The sequence below is a fragment of the Mesorhizobium qingshengii genome, from assembly GCF_027563465.1.
Classification (GTDB): Bacteria; Pseudomonadota; Alphaproteobacteria; order Rhizobiales; family Rhizobiaceae; genus Mesorhizobium; species Mesorhizobium qingshengii_A.
This window is the reverse complement of sequence record NZ_JAPFQA010000001.1, coordinates 785,754-808,484: the sequence shown is the minus strand read 5'-3', so window position 1 is coordinate 808,484 and position 22,731 is coordinate 785,754. Positions and strand designations below refer to the sequence as shown.

Annotated in this window: 25 protein-coding genes; 12 read left to right on the top strand and 13 right to left on the bottom strand. The window is 63.5% G+C overall.

Annotated elements, in window-relative coordinates:
- Positions 1-14: 14 nt before the first annotated feature.
- The 3 genes from OOJ09_RS03735 to OOJ09_RS03725 all read right to left on the bottom strand — a co-directional run bounded on the left by OOJ09_RS03735 (position 15) and on the right by OOJ09_RS03725 (position 3,953).
- Positions 15-1,895 carry an ABCB family ABC transporter ATP-binding protein/permease gene (locus tag OOJ09_RS03735; RefSeq protein WP_269903887.1) on the bottom strand — a complete coding sequence of 627 codons (1,881 nt, stop codon included), beginning with the start codon at positions 1,893-1,895 and terminating at the stop codon, positions 15-17.
- 20 nt (positions 1,896-1,915) lie between these two features.
- Entirely contained in the window at positions 1,916-2,263 is a 348-nt protein-coding gene (locus OOJ09_RS03730; protein WP_269903886.1) for an ArsR/SmtB family transcription factor, read from the bottom strand.
- Positions 2,264-2,405: 142 nt separating this feature from the next.
- Complete coding sequence (locus OOJ09_RS03725) at positions 2,406-3,953, bottom strand: LysM peptidoglycan-binding domain-containing protein (protein ID WP_269903885.1); 1,548 nt, start codon at positions 3,951-3,953, stop codon at positions 2,406-2,408.
- Positions 3,954-4,067: 114 nt separating this feature from the next.
- Between OOJ09_RS03725 and OOJ09_RS03720 the strand changes: the two genes are divergently transcribed.
- Complete coding sequence (locus OOJ09_RS03720; RefSeq protein ID WP_269903884.1) at positions 4,068-4,679, top strand: TIGR00730 family Rossman fold protein; 612 nt, start codon at positions 4,068-4,070, stop codon at positions 4,677-4,679.
- Between the two features lie 166 nt (positions 4,680-4,845).
- Positions 4,846-5,841 carry a transporter gene (locus OOJ09_RS03715; protein ID WP_269903883.1) on the top strand — a complete coding sequence of 332 codons (996 nt, stop codon included), beginning with the start codon at positions 4,846-4,848 and terminating at the stop codon, positions 5,839-5,841.
- Between the two features lie 4 nt (positions 5,842-5,845).
- On the opposite strand, the gene OOJ09_RS03710 is transcribed toward OOJ09_RS03715, so the two are convergent.
- The 8 genes from OOJ09_RS03710 to cysS all read right to left on the bottom strand — a co-directional run bounded on the left by OOJ09_RS03710 (position 5,846) and on the right by cysS (position 12,899).
- Positions 5,846-6,529, bottom strand: a complete 684-nt coding sequence (locus tag OOJ09_RS03710; protein ID WP_269903882.1) for a glutathione S-transferase family protein — start codon at positions 6,527-6,529, stop codon at positions 5,846-5,848.
- A 9-nt stretch (positions 6,530-6,538) separates the two neighbouring features.
- Positions 6,539-7,456: an EamA family transporter RarD gene (gene rarD / locus OOJ09_RS03705; protein WP_269903881.1), complete on the bottom strand. Its 918-nt coding sequence runs from the start codon at positions 7,454-7,456 to the stop codon at positions 6,539-6,541.
- 83 nt (positions 7,457-7,539) lie between these two features.
- Positions 7,540-9,162 (bottom strand): citramalate synthase, encoded by a 1,623-nt coding sequence (cimA, locus tag OOJ09_RS03700; RefSeq protein WP_269903880.1) that lies wholly within the window; start codon positions 9,160-9,162, stop codon positions 7,540-7,542.
- Positions 9,159-10,115, bottom strand: coding sequence for a prolyl aminopeptidase (gene pip / locus OOJ09_RS03695; protein ID WP_269903879.1), 957 nt, complete (start codon positions 10,113-10,115; stop codon positions 9,159-9,161). Before pip ends, cimA begins: the two co-directional genes overlap by 4 nt.
- On the bottom strand, positions 10,112-10,588 hold the full coding sequence (locus OOJ09_RS03690) for a GFA family protein (RefSeq protein WP_269903878.1): 477 nt from the start codon (positions 10,586-10,588) through the stop codon (positions 10,112-10,114). The genes pip and OOJ09_RS03690 overlap by 4 nt, the downstream gene beginning before the upstream one ends.
- Positions 10,585-11,076: a GFA family protein gene (locus OOJ09_RS03685; protein ID WP_269903877.1), complete on the bottom strand. Its 492-nt coding sequence runs from the start codon at positions 11,074-11,076 to the stop codon at positions 10,585-10,587. Before OOJ09_RS03685 ends, OOJ09_RS03690 begins: the two co-directional genes overlap by 4 nt.
- A gap of 6 nt (positions 11,077-11,082) precedes the next feature.
- Positions 11,083-11,469, bottom strand: coding sequence for a VOC family protein (locus tag OOJ09_RS03680; RefSeq protein WP_269903876.1), 387 nt, complete (start codon positions 11,467-11,469; stop codon positions 11,083-11,085).
- Positions 11,466-12,899 (bottom strand): cysteine--tRNA ligase, encoded by a 1,434-nt coding sequence (cysS, locus tag OOJ09_RS03675; protein WP_269903875.1) that lies wholly within the window; start codon positions 12,897-12,899, stop codon positions 11,466-11,468. The genes OOJ09_RS03680 and cysS overlap by 4 nt, the downstream gene beginning before the upstream one ends.
- Before the next feature lie 408 nt (positions 12,900-13,307).
- On the opposite strand from cysS, the gene OOJ09_RS03670 reads away from it, so the two are divergent.
- Positions 13,308-13,463, top strand: a complete 156-nt coding sequence (locus tag OOJ09_RS03670; protein WP_269903874.1) for a hypothetical protein — start codon at positions 13,308-13,310, stop codon at positions 13,461-13,463.
- A 71-nt stretch (positions 13,464-13,534) separates the two neighbouring features.
- On the opposite strand, the gene OOJ09_RS03665 is transcribed toward OOJ09_RS03670, so the two are convergent.
- On the bottom strand, positions 13,535-14,296 hold the full coding sequence (locus OOJ09_RS03665) for an SOS response-associated peptidase (protein WP_269903873.1): 762 nt from the start codon (positions 14,294-14,296) through the stop codon (positions 13,535-13,537).
- A 124-nt stretch (positions 14,297-14,420) separates the two neighbouring features.
- Between OOJ09_RS03665 and OOJ09_RS03660 the strand changes: the two genes are divergently transcribed.
- The 4 genes from OOJ09_RS03660 to OOJ09_RS03645 all read left to right on the top strand — a co-directional run bounded on the left by OOJ09_RS03660 (position 14,421) and on the right by OOJ09_RS03645 (position 16,802).
- Positions 14,421-14,834 carry an NUDIX hydrolase gene (locus tag OOJ09_RS03660; protein ID WP_269903872.1) on the top strand — a complete coding sequence of 138 codons (414 nt, stop codon included), beginning with the start codon at positions 14,421-14,423 and terminating at the stop codon, positions 14,832-14,834.
- A gap of 115 nt (positions 14,835-14,949) precedes the next feature.
- Positions 14,950-15,327 carry a TIGR02301 family protein gene (locus OOJ09_RS03655; RefSeq protein ID WP_269903871.1) on the top strand — a complete coding sequence of 126 codons (378 nt, stop codon included), beginning with the start codon at positions 14,950-14,952 and terminating at the stop codon, positions 15,325-15,327.
- A 361-nt stretch (positions 15,328-15,688) separates the two neighbouring features.
- The gene (locus OOJ09_RS03650) at positions 15,689-15,946 is read left to right on the top strand and encodes a hypothetical protein (RefSeq protein ID WP_008874920.1); all 258 of its coding nucleotides are present in this window, start codon (positions 15,689-15,691) and stop codon (positions 15,944-15,946) included.
- A gap of 67 nt (positions 15,947-16,013) precedes the next feature.
- Positions 16,014-16,802: a hypothetical protein gene (locus OOJ09_RS03645; RefSeq protein WP_269903870.1), complete on the top strand. Its 789-nt coding sequence runs from the start codon at positions 16,014-16,016 to the stop codon at positions 16,800-16,802.
- A gap of 114 nt (positions 16,803-16,916) precedes the next feature.
- Here the strand turns inward: OOJ09_RS03645 and OOJ09_RS03640 are convergent, their stop codons facing one another.
- The gene (locus OOJ09_RS03640; protein WP_269903869.1) at positions 16,917-18,248 is read right to left on the bottom strand and encodes a dihydroorotase; all 1,332 of its coding nucleotides are present in this window, start codon (positions 18,246-18,248) and stop codon (positions 16,917-16,919) included.
- A gap of 83 nt (positions 18,249-18,331) precedes the next feature.
- Between OOJ09_RS03640 and OOJ09_RS03635 the strand changes: the two genes are divergently transcribed.
- The 5 genes from OOJ09_RS03635 (at position 18,332) to OOJ09_RS03615 (ending at position 22,684) form a co-directional block, all read left to right on the top strand.
- On the top strand, positions 18,332-19,192 hold the full coding sequence (locus OOJ09_RS03635) for a YgfZ/GcvT domain-containing protein (protein WP_269903868.1): 861 nt from the start codon (positions 18,332-18,334) through the stop codon (positions 19,190-19,192).
- Positions 19,192-19,830 carry an HD family hydrolase gene (locus OOJ09_RS03630; RefSeq protein ID WP_269903867.1) on the top strand — a complete coding sequence of 213 codons (639 nt, stop codon included), beginning with the start codon at positions 19,192-19,194 and terminating at the stop codon, positions 19,828-19,830. The genes OOJ09_RS03635 and OOJ09_RS03630 overlap by 1 nt, the downstream gene beginning before the upstream one ends.
- A 253-nt stretch (positions 19,831-20,083) precedes the next feature.
- The gene (locus tag OOJ09_RS03625) at positions 20,084-20,914 is read left to right on the top strand and encodes an oxidoreductase (protein WP_269903866.1); all 831 of its coding nucleotides are present in this window, start codon (positions 20,084-20,086) and stop codon (positions 20,912-20,914) included.
- Positions 20,915-20,935: 21 nt separating this feature from the next.
- Positions 20,936-21,979, top strand: a complete 1,044-nt coding sequence (locus OOJ09_RS03620; protein WP_269903865.1) for an AraC family transcriptional regulator — start codon at positions 20,936-20,938, stop codon at positions 21,977-21,979.
- A gap of 225 nt (positions 21,980-22,204) precedes the next feature.
- Positions 22,205-22,684, top strand: coding sequence for a class I SAM-dependent methyltransferase (locus OOJ09_RS03615; protein ID WP_333474458.1), 480 nt, complete (start codon positions 22,205-22,207; stop codon positions 22,682-22,684).
- The last annotated feature ends 47 nt before the right edge of the window (positions 22,685-22,731 follow it).

Here is a 22,731-nt window from a genome sequence, read left to right as displayed (position 1 = left end):
GCCAGGCTGAGCCTTCAATTCACCTCGGACGTGCGGCGGCGAACGATGACGCCAAGCTCGTCGCCCTCGCGAGCGATGCGCAGCCGCTCCTCGGCCTCGGTCGCCTCGCGCTGGCGGTCCCACATCGAGGCGTAGAGGCCATGCCTGCGCATCAGCTCGGCATGGGTGCCGCGCTCGGCGATCTGGCCGTCCTGCAGCACGATGATCTCGTCGGCGGAAATCACCGTCGACAGCCGGTGGGCGATGACGATGGTGGTGCGGCCGCGGCTGACCAGATCGAGTGCGGCCTGGATCTCCTGCTCGGTGTGGCTGTCCAGGGCCGACGTCGCTTCGTCGAGCATCAGGATCGGTGGCGCCTTCAGGATGGTGCGGGCGATTGCCACGCGCTGCTTCTCGCCGCCCGAGAGCTTCAACCCACGCTCGCCGACCATCGACTTGTAGCCATCGGGCAGCCGCTCGATGAACGGGCCGATCTGGGCGAGTTCGGCCGCCTTGCGCATATCCTCCTCGCTGGCGCCGATGCGGCCATAGCGGATGTTGTAGGCGATGGTGTCGTTGAACAGCACGGTGTCCTGCGGCACCATGCCGATCGCTCCGCGCAGGCTTTCCTGCGTCACGTCCCTGATATCCTGGCCGTCAATCAGCACCTGGCCGGCCTGAACGTCGTAGAAGCGGAACAGAAGCCGCGAGATGGTCGACTTTCCGGCGCCCGATGGCCCGACAATGGCGACCGTCTTGCCGGCCGGCACCTCGAAGCTGATGCCCTTCAGGATCTTGCGGTTCGGGTCATAGGAGAAATGCACGTCGCGGAACTCGACCGTGCCGGCGCTGACGGCCAGCGGCTTGGCATCCGGTCTGTCGACGATCTCCTGCGGCACATCGAGCAGGTCGAACATCTGTTCGATGTCGGTCAGCCCCTGGCGGATTTCGCGATAGATGAAGCCGATGAAATTGAGCGGCACCGACAGCTGCATCAGCATGGCGTTGATGAAGACGAAGTCGCCGACCGTCTGGGTGCCCGCCTGCACCTCCAGCGCCGACATGCACATGACGATGACGGTGCCGATGCCGAAGATGATGCCCTGGCCGAAGTTCAGCCAGCCGAGCGAGGTCCAGATCCTGGTCGCCGCAATCTCGTAGCGCGCCATCGAGCGGTCGAAGCGCTCGGCTTCCATGCCTTCGTTGTTGAAATATTTGACCGTCTCGTAGTTGAGCAGCGAGTCGATCGCCTTGGTGTTGGCGTCGGTGTCGCTGTCGTTCATGTCGCGGCGGATCGAGATGCGCCAGTCGCTGGCGCGCACCGTGAACCAGACATAGACCCAGACGGTGACCGCGACGACGACGACATATTTCCAGCCATAGGTGTAGGCGAAGATGCCGGTGGTCAGCGCGAATTCCAGGATGGTCGGCGCCGTGTTGAGCATGATGAAGCGCACGATCGTCTCAATGCCCTTGGTGCCGCGCTCGATGATGCGCGACAGGCCGCCGGTGCGGCGCTCCAGGTGGAAGCGCAGCGACAGTTGATGCATGTGGACAAAGGTGCGGAAGGCAAGCTGGCGCACGGCATATTGGCCCACGCGGGCAAACAGCGCGTCACGCAACTGGTTGAAGCCGAGCTGCACCAGGCGCACGACATTGTAGGCAACGACCAGCATCACCGGCGCCAGCAGGAAGGAAGGCAGCGGCGGCACCGATCTGGCATCGCCGGCCAGCGCGTCGGTCGCCCATTTGAAGAAGTAGGGGCCGGCGACCAGCGTCAGCTTGGCGACGACCAGCAACAGCGTCGCCCAGGTGACCCGCGCCCTCAGATCGGCGCGGTCCGCCGGCCACATGTAAGGCCACAGGTTGAGCAGCGTCTTGAGGGTCGAGGAGTCTGAGACGGTTTTTTCGGCCATTTTCTGTACCTTCTTGTCTTTTAGCGGCCGGGGCAGCAGGAATTGACGAGCGCGCTCAGCGATGCGGACACATCGGCAAGCGCGGCGCGGTCGACCGCGTAGCGCGAGCGCTGGCGGTCGGGCTCGAAGCGGACCAGTCCGGCTTCGACCAGTATCTTCAGGTGCTGGGAAACGGTGGACTGCGCCAGATCGAGACGGTCGACCACCTCACGGCAGCAGCAGGAGTTGCTGGCCGACAGATGTTTGAGGATTTCGATGCGCGCCGGGTGCGAAAGCGCTGCCAGCCGGGCGGCGATAGCGCGGCTGTCCACGGCGGGGCCTTCCGGCGCGCGGCAGCTTCCGCTTGCTTCAACGAGGGATTCGGTCATCGTCCATCGGCGATAAACGATGACCGGTCATGCGGCAAGCTGCCCTTGTGGGCAGCGGGCCGAGGAGATTGGTAGGCCGCATGTCGTCGCGGCAAGAACCGTTGCCCCCGGATCGAGTTCGAGGGGCAGCTTGCTCAATGCATCAGTTTGTCTTGGCCGGCGCGGTCGTCGCCTGCTCGCCCATCGCCTTGAGGTCGGCGGCTTCGCCTTCCTTCGACTTCTCCGGCACCTTGAACACCTGCCCTGGCCAGATGCGGTCAGGATCGCTGATCTGGTCCTGGTTGGCGAGATAGATGGTCGAATAGCGCACACCATGGCCGTAGACGCGCCGCGAAATCCGCCACAGCGTGTCGTGACGGCGGATGATGACGGCGCCGTTGGCATGTTCGAGCTTGGGCGCCACGGTCTCGGGTACGTCGCTTGGCGGCGTGGCCGCCGCGACAGCGGCGGGCGCTTCGGCGGCGGGAGCCGGCGTCGCTGGTGCTGCGGCTGGGGCGGGCTCGGCCGGAGCAGCCGCGACAACAGCGGGCGCTGCAGGAGCCGGCGAGGCGGGCGCTTCGGCGGCAGCTGGAGCCGCCGGCTTTGCTTCGGCGGGCTTGGGCTCCGCAGGCGCCACGGCGGCGATCGCTTCACCCGGCTCGCGCTCGAACGGTACGGCGGCGCGGGCCACCACCTTCACACCTTCGGCGTCGAGACCGTCGACATGGATGGTGTAGCTGCCGACCGGAATGTCGCGCGTCGCCTCGACGAGGAAGTGACCGTCGGGCGACGTCTGCGCATCACCAAGCAGGATATCGTTGGCATAGGCGCGCACCTTGCGGCCGGCATCCGCGAGACCGGCAACAAAGATCTTGTTGCCGTCGATCTCGACCGCCTCGACGACGATCTTGGGCTCGGCAACTGGTGCGGCGGGCGGTGGCGCCGGTGTCGCCGGAGCAGGTGCTGCTTCCACCACCGCCGGCGCAGGCGCCGCCGGGGCGGCTGGTGCCGGGGCCGTAGCCGCTGGCGCTTCGGCTGCCGGAGCGGCGGCCTGGTCACCGGTGGCCGGTGCGGCCGGCTTTGTCTCGGGCGCCGGAACCGTGAGCAGTTCAGCCGGCTTGCCCGGCTCCTCGACCATGGCCAATACCTGGCCGGCCGCATTCGCGGGAACCGAGACGACAGCGGTCTGCGCCGAGGCGGTCACGACATCGCCAGTGGTCGAGCGCAGCGCAATTGTGTAGTCGCCGGGCTTCAGCGGATCGTCGAGCACGATGACAAAGGCGCCATCGGGACCGGCGACCGTCGAACCGAGCACGGTCGTGCCGTTGAGAATCTCGACCTTCGAATTGGGCGCCGCATTGCCGGCGACGACGATCGAGCCATTGCTCTCGACACGCACGACATCGAAAGTCGGTGCGACCGGACCAGCCGTGGCGGGCGCGGCCGGCGCCACCGCCTCCGTTGCCGGCACGGCCGGGGCCGTCGCCTGGGGCGCCGCGGCGGGAGCGGCCGGCACCGACGCCGGCGGCAGCCGCGCTTCCGTGCCGGGATCAGCCGGTTTCGGCGCCGCGGGCGGCGTCAACGCCGCCACTTCCGCCGGCGGCGTGCGATTGAGATACGGGTCGAGTGCGCCCGATACATAGGCGGTTCCCGCGGCCGCGACGGTCCCACCCGCCGCGAACAAGAACGCCTTCAGTGGATTTATTGCCATATTTCCCTACCCCTTAGCCACCTAATGCCGGTCTAACCTGTTTTGCATAGGCCGACAAGAAAAAGCCCGCCCTGGGCTTGACCACGCTTTCAGACCCAATCACCAATCATCGGCATGAACACGATTCGATCCGTCTGTGTCTATTGCGGCTCGTCTCCGGGCCGCAATGAAATCTACGCCAAGGCCGGACACCTGCTCGGGCGCTCGATTGCGCGAGCCGGCCTCAGGCTGATCTATGGCGGCGGCACCAAAGGCATCATGGGCGCCGTAGCCGAAGGCGCGCTCAAGGCCGGCGGCAGGGTGACGGGCATCATTCCGCGCTTCCTGATCAACAGGGAAGCAACCGAAACCGCGCTTGACCGGCTCGATGAACTCGTGATCACCGACAACATGCACGAGCGCAAACACAGGATGTTCGAGAAATCCGACGCCTTTGTGGCGTTGCCGGGCGGCATCGGCACGGTCGAGGAGATCGTCGAGATCATGACCTGGGCGCAGCTCGGCCATCACCGCAAGCCGATCGTCTTCGGCAATGTCGGGGGATTCTGGGATCCGATGCTGGCTTTGCTTGACCACATGACGGCCGAGGGCTTCGTCCATACCGCACAGCGGGTCAAGCCGCTGGTCGTCGATGACCCCGAGGCGATCGTCGCCGCCATCATGGTGGCCGGCTCGTCTGTCGACGCGCCGACCGAAGGCGTGCAATCGGTGATCGACAAGCTCTAAGCCGAATCTGGCTGCGCTCGATTGTCCGCCACTCGCATGCTGCTCGACCGACCGTGATCGGCTGTCAAGAAACCGTCACACGAAACCGGCTTTACCCGTGCTAGAAATCACGGTCAGGCGGCCGCCATGCGGCGTCAGTTCGAAACCTGCATCTGGCACCACGCCCATGGATATCGCTCACGCCCCGGAAGGCACCGACCTTTCGCCTTACCTGCCCGACGAGCATGGGCTGTTCTTCATCTACCATTTCACCGCCGAAGGCGTGCGAACCAGGGACCTCGCGCAGGCGCGATGGACATGGCGCAGCTATCAGATCACCGACTTGCACGCCCGTCAGGAGATCGGCGCCGAAAAAGCCATGCCGAGTCCGGTGCGCGAGGCAATCCTTGCCCCCAGTCATGGCTGCCACATCGACTACGAGGACGGCTGGCTCTATGGCGATCTGCCGGACCTCAGGCACGATTTTTCCGAGGCGCGCGGGCTGGTTCATTTCCGCTTCGCCTTCAACGATATGATGCTGATCGGCGCACGCAAGCAGCCGCTGGAGTCGGTCGACGCCGTCCGCAAGGCGGTGGAGAATGGATCACGGAAATTCCGCTCGCCGGCGGAACTGATCGAGGCGGTGATGGGCCGGTCGCTTGATGGCATGTCGGGCGAGCTCGGCAAGCTCGGCGACATGCTCGACGGCATCGAGGACCGTGTCGTGCGCGATGCATGGCACAATGAGCGGCAAGCGCTGGTCGAGGCGCGCCGGCGGTTGGTGGTGATCCATCGGCAGATGGCGACACTCACGAACCTGTTTCGCCATCTCGACCATTCGCATCGCGACGAGTTGCCTGACCCGATCAACGACATGGCGGCCAGGCTCTCGCACCGGGCGCATACTCTCTATCATGACGGCGAGCAGTTGCAGGCGCGCACAAGGCTGTTGCAGGACGAACTGATGGCCAAGCTGACCATGCAGTCGAACCAGTTGCTCTATGTTCTGTCCGTCATGACCGCCGTGCTGCTGCCGATGACCATCATTTCCGGCCTGTTCGGCATGAATGTCGGCGGGCTGCCGCTTGTCGACACGCCAATGGGTTTCTGGGTGGTGACGGCGGTCTCACTTGTTATCGCTGCCATAACCTACCTGTTTGTGCGGCGCCTTGGGCGGCTGTAAGCAGTCAAACCGCGCGAAAATCCTCGACGATGGTGCCCGCTGCCGCGACTTCCGCTTCATGGTCGGGCTCACGCCAGGTCTCTGCAAGGCCTGCCTCGTACCATTCGCGCATCGCCGGCAGGGCAAGCAACCGCTCCGGATAGGCGGCGGCCGCCCCCTCGAAAGAGAGCCCATAGGACTGGGCCCGAAACGCCACCGGTGCAAAGAAGGCGTCGACTGCGGTGAAATGAGCGCCGGCGAGAAACGGTCCGCCGAAACGGGCAAGGCCATCGTTCCACAAATCGCCGAGGCGAAAGAGATCCTGCTTCAGCGCACCGGACACCGGAAACGGTTTGACGCGCAGGCCGCAACTCATCGGACAGGCGCCGCGCAGCGCGGTGAAACTCGAATGCATTTCGGCGGCGGCGGAGCGCGCCCAGGCGCGCGCCTTGGCCTCGACAGGCCAGACGCCATGGTGGCGCTCCGCCAGATATTCGGCGATGGCAAGCGAGTCCCACACCGCCCAGCCATCGTCGATCAGGCAGGGCACCCGGCCGCTGGGCGAGAACGGCCGGTAGAGATCCCAGCTCGATCCGGTCGGAAACGGCGTCAGCCGCTCCTCGAAGGGAATATCGAGCTCTCGCATCAACACCCATGGCCGCAGTGACCACGAGGAATAATTCTTGTTGGCGATATGCAGCAGGTACATCGAAAATCCTTATCGGGCAGCAGCCCTGCGCGCTGTCGTCAACATCGACCAGGAATAGATCGCCAGTGCCGCCCAGATCAGCGCAAAGGCGACGGCCTGGGTGGTGCCGAACGGCTCGTCGAAGATCAGAACGGCGATCAGGAACACCATGGTCGGCGCGATATATTGCATGATGCCGATGGTCGAGAGGCGCAGCAGCTTGGCGCCGAAGGCGAACAACAAAAGCGGTACCGACGTGACCGGGCCGCAGCCGATCAGCAATGCCGTATCGGCGCCGCTGCCGGACACGATGTGGTCCTGCCCGGTCGCGATCAGGTAGGCGATGTAGCCGAGCGCCGGCACCGACAGCAAAAGCACTTCGAGCAAAAAGCCCTGGCTCGGGCCGATCGGCAGCGTCTTGCGGAAGAAGCCGTAGGCGGCGAAGGAAAAAGCCAGCGCCAGCGATACCCAGGGCAGCTTGCCGCCTTCGATCGTCAGTACCGTGACAGCGACCGCCGCCAGCACAACCGCGGCGATCTGCAGCCGGTCGAGACGCTCCCCAAGCAGCAGCGCGCCGACGACGACGCTGACCAGCGGATTGATGTAGTAGCCGAGAGCGGTCTCGACCGTGCGGTCGACGGCGATCGCCCAGACATAGATGCCCCAGTTGACCGAAATCAGCGCCGCCGTCAGAGCGGCCATGGCGATGGTGCGCGGTGAGCGCAATGCGGCCTTGAAATCCGCGGTGCGGCCGGCCCACACCAGCACAGCGGCGGCGATCGGCACCGACCAGACGATGCGGTTGGCGATGACTTCGGCGAGCGGCAGATGCGCCACGGCTTTCATGTAGAAAGGCAGCAACCCCCACAAGAGATAGGCGCCCAGCGCCAGCAGAAAGCCACGCCGGGCCTTCGAATCCGCGTCCAGGATCATTGCTTCAGTGGCCATGGGCCAACGCTATGGCCCAGCCGCCTTGGCAAGACCATCGCAAACTTCTGATGGATCAATGGACTTTCGCTGATGGTTCAACCCTATTCCGCCGCCACCAGCCCAGCCATTTCGCGGTTCTTCATCAGTTTGTAGACGATGGAGTCCATCAGCGCCTGGAACGAGGCGTCGATGATGTTCTCGGAAACGCCGACCGTCCACCAGCGTGCGCCGGTGCTGTCATGCGATTCGATCAGCACGCGGGTGATCGCCTCGGTGCCGCCATTGAGGATACGTACCTTGAAGTCGGCAAGCTCCATGTCGGCAATCTCGCCCTGGAACTTGCCGAGATCCTTGCGCAGCGCGATGTCGAGCGCGTTGACCGGGCCATGCCCCTCGGCCACCGACATCTTCTCCTCGCCCTCGACCAGAACTTTGACGATCGCTTCGGACACCGTCTTCAACTGGCCGTTGGCATCAAAGCGGCGCTCGACCATGCAGCGGAACGAGGTGACGTTGAAGAACTCCGGCAGGCCGTGCAGCATCTTGCGCGCCAAAAGCTCGAAGCTGGCATCGGCGCCTTCATAAGCGTAACCCTCGGCCTCGCGTTCCTTGACCACGGCAATCAGTGCATCGAGCCTGTGGTCGTCCTTCGGCACGTCGATGCCGCGCCGCTTCAGCTCGGCGAGGAAATTGGCCCTGCCGCCCTGGTCGGAGACCATGACGCGGCGGCGGTTGCCGACCGTTTCCGGGGGTACGTGCTCGTAGGTCGCCGGCTCCTTGGCCAACGCCGAGGCATGGATGCCGGCCTTGGTGGCAAAGGCCGAGGCGCCGACATAGGGTGCCTGCGCTTCCGGGGCGCGGTTCAGCAATTCGTCGAAGGCGCGCGACAGGCGCGATATGCCGGTCAAGGCTTCCGCCGAAACGCCGGTCTCGAAGCGATCGGAAAATGCCGGCTTCAGCGCCAGCGTCGGCACGATCGAGATCAGATTGGCATTGCCGCAGCGCTCGCCGATGCCATTGAGCGTGCCCTGGATCTGGCGGACGCCGGCCTCGACCGCGGCCAGCGAATTGGCGACTGCCTGGCCGGTATCGTCATGGGCATGAATGCCGAGACTGCCGCCCGGTATTCCGGAAGCGATGACCTTCTCGATGACGGCGCGGACTTCCGACGGCTGCGTGCCGCCATTGGTGTCGCACAGCACCACCCAGCGCGCACCGGCATCATAGGCGGTCCTGGCGCAGGCCAGCGCGTAGTCGGGATTGGCCTTGAAACCGTCGAAGAAATGCTCGCAATCGACCAACGCCTCCTTGCCGGAAGCAATCGCTGCTTCAACGGAGGCCTTGATGGCGTCGAGGTTTTCCTCATTGGTGCAGCCGAGGGCGACGCGGACATGGTAGTCCCAGCTCTTGGCGACGAAACAGATGGCATCCGACTTCGATTGCACGAGCGCTGCGAGGCCGGGATCGTTGGAGGCCGACACCCCTGCCCGCTTGGTCATGCCGAAGGCAACGAACCTGGCGCGCGCCGTGCGCTTCTCCTGGAAGAAGGCGGTGTCGGTCGGGTTGGCGCCGGGATAGCCGCCCTCGACATAGTCGATGCCGAATTCGTCGAGCAGCCTGGCGATGGCGATCTTGTCCTCGACCGAAAAGTCGATGCCCGGCGTCTGCTGGCCATCGCGCAAAGTCGTGTCGAAGAGATAAAGGCGCTCGCGGGTCATGGTCATTTGCCCGCAAACTTGTCCGTCGCCCGGATCAGCCGGTCGAGGATGCCCGGCTCCGAATAGGCGTGACCGGCGCCCTCGATCAGGTGGAAGTCCGCCTTCGGCCAAGCCTTGTGCAGTGCCCAGGCATAGCGCGCCGGACACGGCATGTCGTAGCGGCCATGGACGATGGTGCCGGGAATATCCCCAAGCTTGAAGGCATCGCGCAGCAGCTGTCCCTCTTCCAGCCAACCGGCATGGACGAAATAATGGTTCTCGATGCGGGCAAAGGCGATGGCATAGTCGTCCTCACCGAACGGACCGCTGGTTTCAGGCTCCGGCAACAGCGTGATCGTCTCACCTTCCCACAGGCTCCAGGCGCGAGCAGCCTCGAGCTGCGCCTTGCGGTCGCTGCCGACCAGCCGCTTGCGGTACGCGGCCATCATGTCGCCGCGTTCGGCCTTCGGGATCGGCGCCAGGAACCGCTCCCATTTGTCCGGGAACATTTCCGAGACGCCGAATTGATAGTACCATTCGAGTTCGGCGCGCGTCAGCGTGTAGATGCCGCGCACCACCAGTTCGCTGACGCGATCCGGGTGGGTTTCGGCATAGGCCAGCGCCAGCGTCGAGCCCCAGGAGCCGCCGAACACCAGCCATTTGTCGAAGCCGGCCATCTCGCGCAGGCGCTCGATATCGGCGACGAGATGCCAGGTCGTATTGGCCTCGAGCGATGCATTGGGCGTCGATTTCCCGCAGCCACGCTGGTCGAACAGGATGACGTCGTAGAGCTTCGGATCGAACAGCCGCCGGTGTTTTGGCGAAATGGTGCCGCCCGGCCCGCCATGCAGGAACACCGCCGGCTTGGCGCCCCTGGTGCCGGAACGCTCCCAGTAGACCTGATGGCCGTCGCCGACATCGAGCATGCCGGAATCGAAGGCCTCGATCTCGGGATAGAGAGTACGCAATTGACTGCTCATAGTTGCAAACCCTTGGTCGGCCAGTCCGCTGTTTCATGGTCGGGATGCTGGAAGGAAATGATCTGCTCCTGCCGGGCGTAATAGTCAGGATCCTGGTGGACGGGCTGATCGAAGATCGTCTCCACCCAAGGCAGTCGCGCGGCGTAGTTGACCTGGATCCGTGGGGCGAGATCGGAGCGGTCGTCGAAGGCGCCGATGGCGATCTCGAGCCCGCCGGGCTGCCGGTAGGTCAGCGGCGTACCGCAGCGGGCGCAGAAGCCACGATCGATGTTGACCGACGACTGGAAATAGCTCGGCTCTTCATGGGTCCACTCGACGCCATCCTTGGGCACCGTCACCAGCGCGCCGAAGAACGAGCCGAACTGCTTCTGGCACATGCGGCAATGGCAGATCGACGCACGGCCCAGCGCCCCGCGAATGCGAAAACGCACGGCGCCGCACTGGCAGCCGCCGGTTCGTATCGTCTCTGTCATGACTTTTCCTTTGGCGGCCATTGTTCGGTGTCGTGGTCGGGATGCTGGTAGGAGACGAGATCGGCCAGATAGGGAGCCGACGATATGTCCGCCATCGTGTCCTCGCCCGGCAATTGCGGGATCGTATCGACGTAAGGCAGTTTTGCCTCGGTGCCCCACTGGATCAACGGCACGATCTCCGCCGGATTGTCGAACGCGCCGATGGCAAGGCCAACGCCGTCCGGCGCGGTGAAGGTCAGCGGGGTGCCGCAATTGGCGCAAAAGCCACGATCGACATGGTTGGACGAGCGGAAGTATTTCGGCTCACCACGCGTCCAGTCGAGCTTTGCGCCGCGCACGGACACCAATGGCGCGTAAAACGAGCCGAACGCCTTCTGGCACATGCGGCAATGGCAGATCGAAGCGTCGCCAAGCGCGCCCTCGACGCGGAAGCGCACCGCACCGCACTGGCAGCCGCCGGTGTAGATTGGCCGATTGTCGAGGCTCATGACCGCTTACTCCGGCACATGGCAGACGGCCTCGACATTGTTGCCGTCGGGATCGAAGACGAAGGCGCCGTAGTAGTTCGCGTGATAGTGCGGGCGCAGGCCCGGCCCGCCATTGTCCTTGCCGCCGGCGGCGAGTGCGGCCGCGTGGAAGGCATCGACCTCGGCACGGCTGCGCGCCGTGAAAGCGACATGCTGGTGATCCCTGGGCTTGTCCTTGCCGGCGTGCAGCCAGAACACCGGCCGGTCGCGGCCATAGCCGCCAACCTTGGCGCCGCCAGTGTGTTCCTGCGGCACCATGTAGAGGAGTGCAGCCCCCAGCGGCGCCATTGCCCTGTCATAGAAAGCCTTCGAAGCGTCGAAATCGGCCACGGTGATGCCGAGATGGTCGATCATCTTTTTACCTCCCAGGTGGTGATGCGTTCGCCGGTGGCGGGGTCCTTGCCGTCCTTCAACTGTACACCTTGTGCCAACAGTTCGTCGCGGATGCGGTCGGCCTCGGCCCAGTTCTTCGCGGCGATGAGCGCGAGGCGATTGGCGATCGTTCTCGCGACGTTATCCTCGTCCACCTTTGCCGAGGCGATATCGAACCCGAGGAACAGCAGCGACGCCTTCAGCGCAGCAGCGGCTTCGTTGCTGTCCGCGGCTTCGCCGGCCAACTGCGTCAGGACCTGGAAAGCGGCGTAGGTGGCGAGATCGTCCGACAAGGCATCGATGACTTCCGCCGGCAACCGCCCAGCCGCAGGCGCCAGGTCCGCCGCCCTTTTCCATTTGCGCAGCGTATTCTCCGCCTCCTCCAGCTTGCGCACCGAAAAATCGATCGGCTCGCGATAATGCGTCATCAGCATTGCCAGCCGCAGCACCTCGCCCGGCCATTTGCGGCCACCGAAAGTCTCCGTCTCCAGCAGTTCGTTGATCGAATAGAAATTGCCGAGGCTCTTCGACATCTTCTGCCCCTCGACCTGCAGGAAGCCGTTGTGCATCCAGATGTTGGCCATGACATCGGTGCCGTGCGCGCAGCGCGACTGGGCGATCTCGTTCTCATGGTGCGGGAAGATCAGGTCGAGCCCGCCGCCATGGATGTCGAACACCTCGCCGAGATAGGCGGCCGACATCGCCGAGCACTCGATGTGCCAGCCCGGCCGACCCCTGCCCCAAGGCGAATTCCAGCCCGGCTCCTCCGGCGACGAGAGCTTCCACAGCACGAAATCGCCGGGGTTCTTCTTGTGCGCGTCGACGGCGATGCGAGCGCCGGCCTGCTGCTCGTCGAGATTGCGCTTCGACAATTGTCCATAGTCCGGCATCGACGCCGTGTCGAACAGCACTTCGCCTGCCGCGACATAGGCATGGCCACGTTCGATCAGACTTTGAATCAAGGTGATCATGTCGGCCTTGCCGTCAGCGCGGGGCTCGACGAATTCGGTGGCGCGCGGCTCGAATGTCGGCTCCAGGCAGCCGAGCGTCGCCACGTCCTTGTGGAACTGGTCGGCGGTCTTTTCGGTGACCCGCCGGATTGCCTCGTTGAGCGAAAGTGCCCCGGAAGCGATCTCGCCGCCGAAATCACGCAGGGCGCGCGCGTTAATCTTGTCGTCGACATCTGTGATGTTGCGCACATACGTGACGTGCGCCTCGCCGTAGACATAGCGCAGCAAACGGAACAGCACATCGAAGACGATCACCGGCCGCGCATTGCCGATATGGGCAAAGTCGTAGACCGTCGGGCCGCAAACATACATGCGCACATTGCGCGGATCGATCGGGACGAAATCCTCCTTGCTCCGCGTTAGCGTGTTGTAGAGGCGCAGGCCCTTCGATGCGTCAGACATTCGTGCCTTCCCGGTCCGTTGATAATGAAGCCCAGCCTGCGCCGAGGGCGCAAATCGGGCTCCAGCCTGCTGGCCGGGGCGTTTGTCCAATCTAGGGGAAGATGAGGCGAAAACGTCCGGACCAGCGCGAGGCTAGCCAATAATGCAAATGCCACAAATGGCGAAAGACGTTTTCATGGGCGGCTTTATCGCCTTGGCCGGTGTTGCCGTCAAGCCGCTGGTTCTGAGAAAAATGCCACGAAGACTGGCAAACGCGTGGTTCGATCACGCGGAATCAGGCAGTGAAACATTTTATTAAACATGTCGGCACAGTCATGAAACATTCGCCGGCTAGATCACCAGACGTCACGATTTGGTCGGATTCGGCCAGCAAACGCAGACACTGAAATGTTACCTGGGAAGAGAGACATGGCTCGCAGCAAGCAGGAATCCAACCGCGCCAAGCAACCGGCGCTGACCAACCACTATCGCGCAATCGGCCCCGCGGCGATCGTCGCCGCCCTTCTCCACACCGCGAAGAAGAAAAAGCCGGCGCAGAAGATCGTATCCCCCCGCGCTGCCTGAAGCAGTATTCGGCCGGCGCCAAAGGCGTCAGGCATGACGGCGCAGGATGCGCCTCAAAATAACAGCCTCTGCTAAAACAGCGTCATCTGACTGTCGTCCGCGCCGGGTTTCTGGCGCTTGACCTTCTCGGGCTCGGGTCCGATCTCGCCCCTCTCCTGTATCTCCGGTCCGGTGTTGGCGACCTTGTTGACAAGGTCGGAGACCGGAATTGCCTCGAAGAAACCTGTTGGCGCCGGCCGCAACAGGTCGGCGACATCGCGTGGCTCGAGCGTACGGCAATCCAGCCAGCGGGCGAAATCCCTGGGATCGATCACCACCGGCATGCGATCATGGATGTGGGCGATGTCGGCATTGGCGCTGGCGGTCAGGATGGCGCCGGTATCCATTTCCGAACCGCCCGGCTCGGCATAGGTCTCGACAAGGCCGGCAAAGGCGACCAACTCGCCATGCCTGGGCCGAATCCAATAAGGTTGCCCCTTCTTGCCGCCAGTCTGCCGCCACTCGTAGAAACCTGACGCCGGCACCAGCGCGCGGCGATGGCGCATGGCGGCCTTGAACGAGGCCTTTTCGGCTGCCCCTTCAGAGCGCGCGTTGAACAGCAGCGGAAACTCCCGGGTGTCCTTGACCCAGGTCGGGATGAGCCCCCAGCGCACCAGCACCGACTGCCGGTCCGGCAGATTCGAACCTGGTGCCCGCGGGGCGCCGGCGGTCGCCATCAGGATCGGCTGCGTCGGGGCAATGTTGTAGCGCGCCGGGAAATCCTCCAGTTCTGCCAAGCCCAGAAAGGCGGCGGTCTGGTCCGGCGTCGCGGTCAAGGCAAAGCGTCCGCACATGGTCGATTGGTGCCCTTCCAATGGTTCGGTTTGAAAGTGGCGATGGAACCGGCGTTGCGCAACCGCTAAAGCTTCCCCATGCTGGGCGGTCCACAACAGTCCTGCCTTCAATGATCGGAAATCCATGAACGAAGCGCGCAGGACACTTCCGGCAGTCTCGGTGGCCGTCGTGCGTGGCCAGACCGTGCTCCTGGTCAAGCGGGCGCGGCAACCGTCACAGGGACTCTATGCCTTTCCGGGCGGCAAGGTCGAGGCCGGCGAAACGCTGGAGGATGCGGCAAAGCGCGAACTGCTGGAAGAGACCGGCTTGCGGGCCACCAATTACCGCCCGCTTCGGGAAATCCATATCGATGGCAGGGACGACAGCCACCCGGTCGACTATCTCCTGACGGTGTTCGGTGCCGCCTATGGCGGCGGCGAAGCGGTGGCCAGCGACGACGCCGAGACAGCCGCCTTCTATACACTCAACGAGATGACGGCGCTGCCGCTCGCCGGCTCGGTGTTCGCGGTCGCCGAAGACTTGCTGGATCCTGACTGAAACGCTGGGGTGCTGCAGTCTTGAAAATCGCCTTGCGGGCGACAAATTGTTTCGTCACAAAGGCTTATGCTGTTTGGCGGCCACAACGGCTTATGCCGTTCGGCAGGGAAGGCTCATGAACCGTCCATCCGTGTACCTCGCCGTATGTCTTGCCGTCAGTGCGGCTTTCCCGACGCGGCCGGCGCTCAGCGCCGAGTCGCCGTTCGAGCCGGGGCTGATGCGGCTGGCGGAGGTTCTGGGATCGCTGCATTTCCTGCGCAATTTGTGCGGAGAGAAAGGCGATCAGTGGCGCGTCGAAATGCAGAAGCTGCTCGATTCGGAAAATCCGGATGCCGAGCGACGCGCACGCTTCATCGCCAGCTTCAATCGCGGCTACCGCTCCTTCGGCGGCACCTATACGCAATGCACGGCCTCGGCAACCGAAGCCATCAGCCGTTACATGAAGGAAGGCGAGACGCTGTCGCGTGACATCGCTTCGCGTTACGGAAACTAGGCATTCCGAACGGCTCATCGACAAGTATCCGAGCCGCCGCCGGCGCCAGCGGAGAAATCCGGCTTGTGCCGGACAATATCTTGGTGCAATCCTGATGTTGCGCTTCTGCAACAGTATTAACGAAACGTTACCACACGAATGCGAAATTAACTCAAACTGAAGGTTTTCGCCCCGCAGGCCTCCCTAATCGGCTAAGTTTGACCCGAACTGAACGCAGCTTCGCACAAGGCAATCGGGCTCTGTAAAAGACGATCAAAAAAATGTCGTATTTACAGATACTTACTTGGCCCTGCGTGTGAAATGAACAGATCAGGCCCGATCCACATCGACGGATTGCTGCTTGAAAGGGTGGACATCGCATATGGAACATGGTGTCAACGACATCGACGCGCTGGTCAGGGAAGAAAAACGCCTGACCGCCGTGGAGAGCCACAGCGAAGCCTGGGCGGAAGGTCTCTCCGCCGGCATAGAGCCCGAAATCATTGCCGAAGCAGCGCTTGAGACGGCGTTCGGCGAGATGCTGCGCGCCAATGGCGAGACCTCCGCCCTTGCCCTGCTCGACCGTATGCGTGAAAAGGTGATTGCTGGCGCCTTCGAACCTGAACGGCTGCGGCACTGAACCGACGTCCGGTTCTTTGACGATATGCCGCTCGGGCATGATGCCCGGAATCAAGGAGAAGCGGGCAGTGGATTTTTCGATGTCAGGCAAGCCACGTGGCTTGGTCCTTTGCATCTGCTTCGCCGCTTGCTGTGCCGCGATTCCCTTGATTGCATGCCTCGCGAGCAGCCCCGCCTATGCGCTGAGCGAGATCAAGCGCGAAGAGCTTCCCTCCCCGGTCCAGCCTTCGGCCGACGACGACATGTCGCCGCCCGGAAGCGCGGTGCCGATGCCCGACCCGATCGGAACGCCGCCTTCGACCAGCCAGCCGGCTGCGCCGAACGAGGCCGAGCCCGGCAGCCCACCTGACGGCGGCGTGACCAGACCGCGCGTCGATCCCGACACGCCGATACCCGAGGTCGTCTACGATCTCGACAAACTGCCCGAGCCGGTGCGGCGCATGCACAACCTGATCGTCGAAGCCTGCAAGAGCGGCGACATCGAAAAGCTGCGGCCCTTGATCGGCAAGGGCGACAGCACGACGCAATTGTCGCTGACCGATATAGACGGCGACGCCATTGCCTTCCTCAAGGGCCTCTCCGGCGACCCGGATGGCCAGGAAATCCTGGCCATCCTGGAGGAAGTGCTCGATGCCGGCTACGTCCACCTCGATGCCGGCACGCCGGAAGAGCTCTATGTGTGGCCGTATTTCTTCGCGCTGCCGCTGGACAAGCTCGACGCCAAGCAGCGGGTTGAGTTGTTCAAGATCGTCACCGCGGGCGACTTCGATGACATGAAGCAGTTCGGCGCCTACATCTTCTACCGCGTCGGCATCACGCCCGCCGGGCAATGGACCTTCTTCGTCGCCGGCGACTGAGTTCTTCCCGCAAAATTCCGCAGCGCGGTCAAAACAGCCACCCGCTCGTGTCCAAGCCGAATGCCCTTTGGCCGAGCGACTTTGCGGATCGCCTTTCCAGCGCCGCTGAAACAGCTAACCCGCCAGTGCCTCGGAGAACTCCACCGCCCTGCCCTGGCTTGGCGTGACGATTTCGCCCTCCCACATGACGCGGCGGCCGCGAATGACGGTGCCGACCGGCCAACCGGTGACTTGCTTGCCATCATAGGGTGTCCAACCGGCTTTCGAACCGGCCTGCGCATTGGTGATGGTCTCGCGCCTCTTCATGTCGACAATGGTGAAGTCGGCATCGTAACCGGCGGCGATGCGGCCTTTTCTTGCCATGCCGAAGATACGCTGCGGGCCGTGGCTGGACAGGTCGACGAAGCGCTGCAGGGTCAACCGGCCGGCATTGACGTGATCGAGCATGATCGGCACCAGCGTCTGCACGCCGGTCATCCCCGACGGCGATGCCGGGTACGGCTTTGCCTTCTCGGCCAGCGTGTGGGGCGCGTGATCGGAGCCGAGCACGTCGACAATGCCTTGCACGATGCCATGCCAGACGCCGTCGCGATGGCGCGCGGCGCGCACCGGCGGATTCATCTGAATGAGCGTGCCCAGCCGCGCGTAATCGTCCGCCGACAGCGTCAGATGATGTGGCGTCGCCTCGCAGGTCGCGACATCCTTGTGCTGTTCGAGGAACATAATTTCCTCCGCCGTCGAGATATGCAGCACGTGGATGCGGGCGCGAACGTTTCGTGCGATGCGCACCAGCCGTTCGGTGCAGCGCAAGGCGGCGATCTCGTCGCGCCAGACCGGGTGCGATGAAGGATCCCCCTCGATGCGTTCGCCAAGACGCTCGCGCAGCCGGAACTCGTCCTCCGAATGAAAAGCGGCACGTCGGCGCGTGTTCTTGAGGATCGATGCAACGCCATCATCATCCTCGACCAGCAGGTCGCCGGTCGACGAGCCCATGAAAACCTTGATCCCCGCGGCGCCCGGCAGCCGCTCAAGCTCGCCGACATCCCTGGCGTTCTCGCGGGTGCCGCCGACCCAGAAGGCGAAATCGCAATGCATGCGACCGCTGCCGCGCCGGACCTTGTCGGCAAGCGCTGCCTCGCTGGTGGTCAGCGGATTGGTGTTGGGCATCTCGAACACGGCGGTGACGCCGCCAAGCACCGCCGCGCGCGAGCCCGTTTCCAAGTCCTCCTTGTGCTCCAGTCCCGGCTCGCGAAAGTGCACCTGGCTGTCGATGACACCTGGCAGGATATGCAAGCCGCGGCAGTCGATCGTCTCGCCGGCCGACGCTTGTGAGAGATCGCCTATGGTGGCAATCCGCCCGCCCCGAACGCCGATGTCGCGAAAACCTTCGCCATCATGGTTGACCACTGTGCCGCCTGTCAGGATGAGGTCGTAGGTCGTGGCCATATGGGTCCAGTCTCTTGCAGGGGAAGTGCCAGCGGCTTACGTAAAGGCCGACCGTTTTGCAAGATCAGGTTCAATTCCCGCCAATGCCCTTTGCCCTGCTGAAAGACCGCGCCCTCATTTCCGTGTCCGGCCCGGATGCCGAGCATTTTCTGCAGAATATAGTGACCACCGATCTCGATACACTCGGCGCCGGCGAAGCAAAGCCGGGTGCCCTGCTTTCGCCGCAAGGCAAGATCCTGTTCGATTTCCTGATCTCGCGCACAGGCGAGAATGCCTTCCGACTCGAATGCCGCGCCGACATGGCAGGCGATTTCGTGCGCCGGCTGACGCTCTACAAACTGCGCGCCAAGGCCGAGATAACCAAGGCCGATCAGGAGCTTGTCACCGTTGCGTGGGGAAATGAGTCAACGACCTCGCACTTTGATTCAGCGGCGGTGGTCGACCGGCGCTTTTCCGGCGATGTCGTTACGCGCTCCTATGGCAATGCCGCGGCGAACGGCGACGCCACCGCGTGGCAGGCCTTTCGCATCGCCCACGGCATTGCCGAGAGTGGGGCAGACTACGCGCTCGGCGATGCATTCCCGCATGACGTGCTGCTCGACGAAACCGGCGGTGTCGGCTTCAAGAAGGGCTGCTACATCGGCCAGGAGGTCGTTTCGCGCATGCAGCATCGCGGCACGGCCAGGCGGCGCGTGCTGATTGTCCAGGCTGGGCTTGCCCTGCCGGCTTCCGGCACCGAACTCACCGTCGAGGGACGGCCGGTCGGCACGCTCGGCTCGAGTGCCGGCACGTCAGGGCTTGCCATTGCCCGCATCGACAGGGTCAAGGCGGCGCTCGACGCCGGCCTGCCGATCATGGCGGGAGACGTCCCGGTTACGATGGCCATTCCCGGCTGGGCGAAGTTCACCTTCCCGCGGGAAGCCGTCGGCGCGGAGGAGATCTGATGGCGGCCGATCGCGTCGGCGCGCCACCGCGTGCCTGGCAGCGCATGCTGTCCGGCCGCCGGCTCGACCTGCTCGACCCCTCGCCGCTCGACATCGAAATATCCGACATTGCGCATGGGCTCGCCCGCGTCGCCCGCTGGAACGGCCAGACCAGCGGTGAGCATGCGTTTTCGGTTGCCCAGCACTCGCTGCTGGTCGAAGCGCTGTTCTGCGACCTGGTGCCTGGGGCTTCGGCCGACGCCCGGCTGGCGGCACTGCTGCACGACGCACCCGAATATGTCATCGGCGACATGATCTCGCCGTTCAAATCGGTGATGGGCGGCAGCTACAAGGACTGCGAGTTGCGATTGCAGCGCGCCATTCATTTGCGCTTCTCGCTGCCGCCAGAACCAGCGGCGGCGTTGCGCAAGGAAATCAAGCGCGCCGACCAGATCGCCGCCTATTTCGAGGCAACGCTGCTTGCCGGCTTTTCGACTGCCGAGGCGACCGAATTCTTCGGCCGTCCGCGCGGTTTCAACGCCGACCGCTTCGATTTCACGCCACGCTCCGTGACCTGGGCACAGAATGCGTTCCTGAAGCGCTTTGCGGCGCTCGAGTCCAAACGTCAGTCCATGATCGTGGCGGAATCTACGCCGTAGGATGAGGCGAGATTAGCCGACCGCCAGAAGGCATTGAGTCTTGGTGCGAGGCGCGAAAGAGGAACCGCGCTCTTTCCTGCGGCAAGCGAAACCAAATCTCGTCAGACATCCGCACGTGTTAGGGTCACTCGCTCGACTGCCAAGCAACCAGCGCGGTTGTTTTTGGCGTAATCTGCTACTCTCATGGCGCGCTTCGTTAATGAAAGGGCCAGTGCCCGATCCTAGATTTTGGTCAGCAAGATGAGAGGCAATCATGTTTGACAGACGGAAAAAGACAGCCCTGGTGACTGGTGCATCCTCCGGCATGGGCAAGGAAATCGCGAAGCGCCTAATCCAGGACGGCTTTCAGGTCTATGTGGCCGCGCGCCAGATCGACAAGATGGAAGATCTCGCGGCGCTCGGAGCACGCCCGTTGCGCATGGACATTTCGAAGGACGAGGAGATCGACGCGGCTGTCGCCAGCATCCTCGCCGAAGTCGAGGGGGTCGATGTCCTCGTGAACAATGCGGGTTTCGGACTCTACGGGCCGGTCGAGGAGATCAGCATCGACGAGGCGCGCTATCAGTTCGAGGTGAACGTCTTTGGTCCGGCCCGCCTGACGCAGCTCTTGCTGCCGGCGATGCGCAGGAAGAAAGCCGGCACGATCGTCAACATCACGTCGATGGGCGGCAAGATCTATACCCTGCTCGGCGCCTGGTATCATGCGACAAAGCACGCGCTGGAAGGCTGGTCGGACTCGCTGCGGCTTGAGCTTGCCCCCTTTGGTATCAAGGTCGTGGTCGTCGAGCCCGGCCTGATCGAAACGGGATTCGGCGATGTCGTCGCGGACGGGCTTCTGAAGCGATCCGGAACCGGCGCTTATGCGAAGGTGACCGAGGCGGTGGCGAGGACGACGAGAGCGACTTACGGCCACGGCCGTGGCAGCGATCCGCGCCTGATCGCCGATGTGGTCTCGACGGCCGTCAAGTCGGCCAGGCCGCAGACGCGCTACGCGGCCGGCAAATATGCCAAAATGATGATCGGTGTCAGGAAGTGGTTGGGCGATCGCATATTCGATCGCCTCATCCTGAGTCAGATGCGGTGAACGAGGGAGGGAAAAGCGGGAATGAGCGGAGTTCCGGGCGACAAATGCAAGGTGCCGCGCGCGTTCTGGCGCGCCGTGGAACGTCTCAGCCTGCCTGCGTCCGCCGTGTTGCGGCAGGCCCGGCTTTCCGTGACCCTTCACCTCAACGAACAGGCCTTTGTCACGACCGCACAATATTTCGCGCTCTGGAAGGCTCTGGAAGACCTATCCGCAGAACCGGCTCTGGGCATAAAGCTTGTCGAAGCCGCTGACACCGCGATCCATCCGCCCTCGACGCTGGCAGCCTTCCACGCGCGGAACTACCGCGACGGCATCGCCCGGATCGCGCGTTTCAAGCGGCTCTGCACACCCGAGGAACTGCATGTCGCCGACGAGAACGGGGAATGCACGATCACCTCCGAGTGGCTTTACGCTACCGAGCCGGCACCGGCCGTTGCCATCGATGTCGCCTTTGCCTTTCTCGTCGAGCTCGGCAGGCGGGGAACGGGACAGCATCTTACTCCTCGCCGTGTCGAATTCACGCGTCCCGATCCGACGAGCGACGTACATCGAGATTATTTTGGATGCCCGGTCCGCTACGGCGCCCCGCGCGACCTGCTGGTCCTGCGGTCAGCCGACCTCGATCGTCCCTTTCCCGGCCACAATCCCGAGCTTCTCGAAATTCTTACGCCGGCACTAGCGGCCGCGCTCGGTGAGCTTCAGGCACAAAGCTCGATCTCCGAGCAGGTGAAGGTCGTTCTGAAGAGAAGCCTGGCGAGCGGAAGGCCGGAGCTGTCCGACATCGCTCGCGATCTTGGCATGAGCGAACGCACACTCCAGCGGCGTATCACCGAGGAAGGGAAGAGTTTCCGCGAACTCCTTGTCGGTGCACGGCAGGAACTCGGCCGTCAACTGCTGTCGGATCCATCGGCAGACATTGATGAGGTAGCCTGCCTGCTCGGCTACCAGGACGCGAGTTCCTTCTATCGTGCTTTCCGGGAGTGGGAGGGTACGACGCCCAACCGCTGGCGTGAACTCAACTTCGACAACTTGAAACCGGTGGGCTCAGACAGCTTCCTGCGCTAGCCCGCAGCGGGCCAATCCGCCATGTGCTTTCGGACGCGTTCTTGGATGGCAAGGCGCCATTGGCGTTTGCCGCAACTGCATTGGCGTGTTCCGTTACTGTGCCGCACAGCCCCAAGCGCTACCCAATTCCCGATTGGCCGTCGTCCCTTCGATGCCCGCTTCGTCCAGCGCTGAATTGCTGTTCAACGGCATTCAACAACCACACGCTTTTTCCGAGGAGGCCCAATGCAGAACGATTTCTGGATGTTCTTTCGGTCCTGGATGGCCGCACCGCTGCGCGTGGCAGCCATCGCCCCGTCCGGCAACGCGCTTGCCAAAATAATCACGCAGGACATCACTTCCAGGACAGGACAGGTGATTGAGCTCGGGCCCGGCACCGGCGTCTTCACGGCAAAACTGCTTGAGCGCGGCGTGAGACCGGAAGATCTCACCTTGGTTGAATACGGCGCGACCTTCGCGCAGCACCTGGAAACCCGTTTTCCTCGGACGCGGGTGCTTCGGATGGATGCCACCCGCGTGGGTGATGTCGAATTCCGCAACGACGCAGCAGTCGGGGCGGTCATCAGTGGCTTGCCACTACTGAAGCATGCCCGACCAGAAGGTGATAGCGATCCTCGACGGGGCTTTCGCCCACCTGCAGTCCGGCGGGTCGTTCTACCAATTCACCTATGGTCCACGATGCCCAGTCGCCCAACCGATCCTTGAGGGATTACACCTCAGCGCAACGCACATAGGGCGCACGATGTTGAACG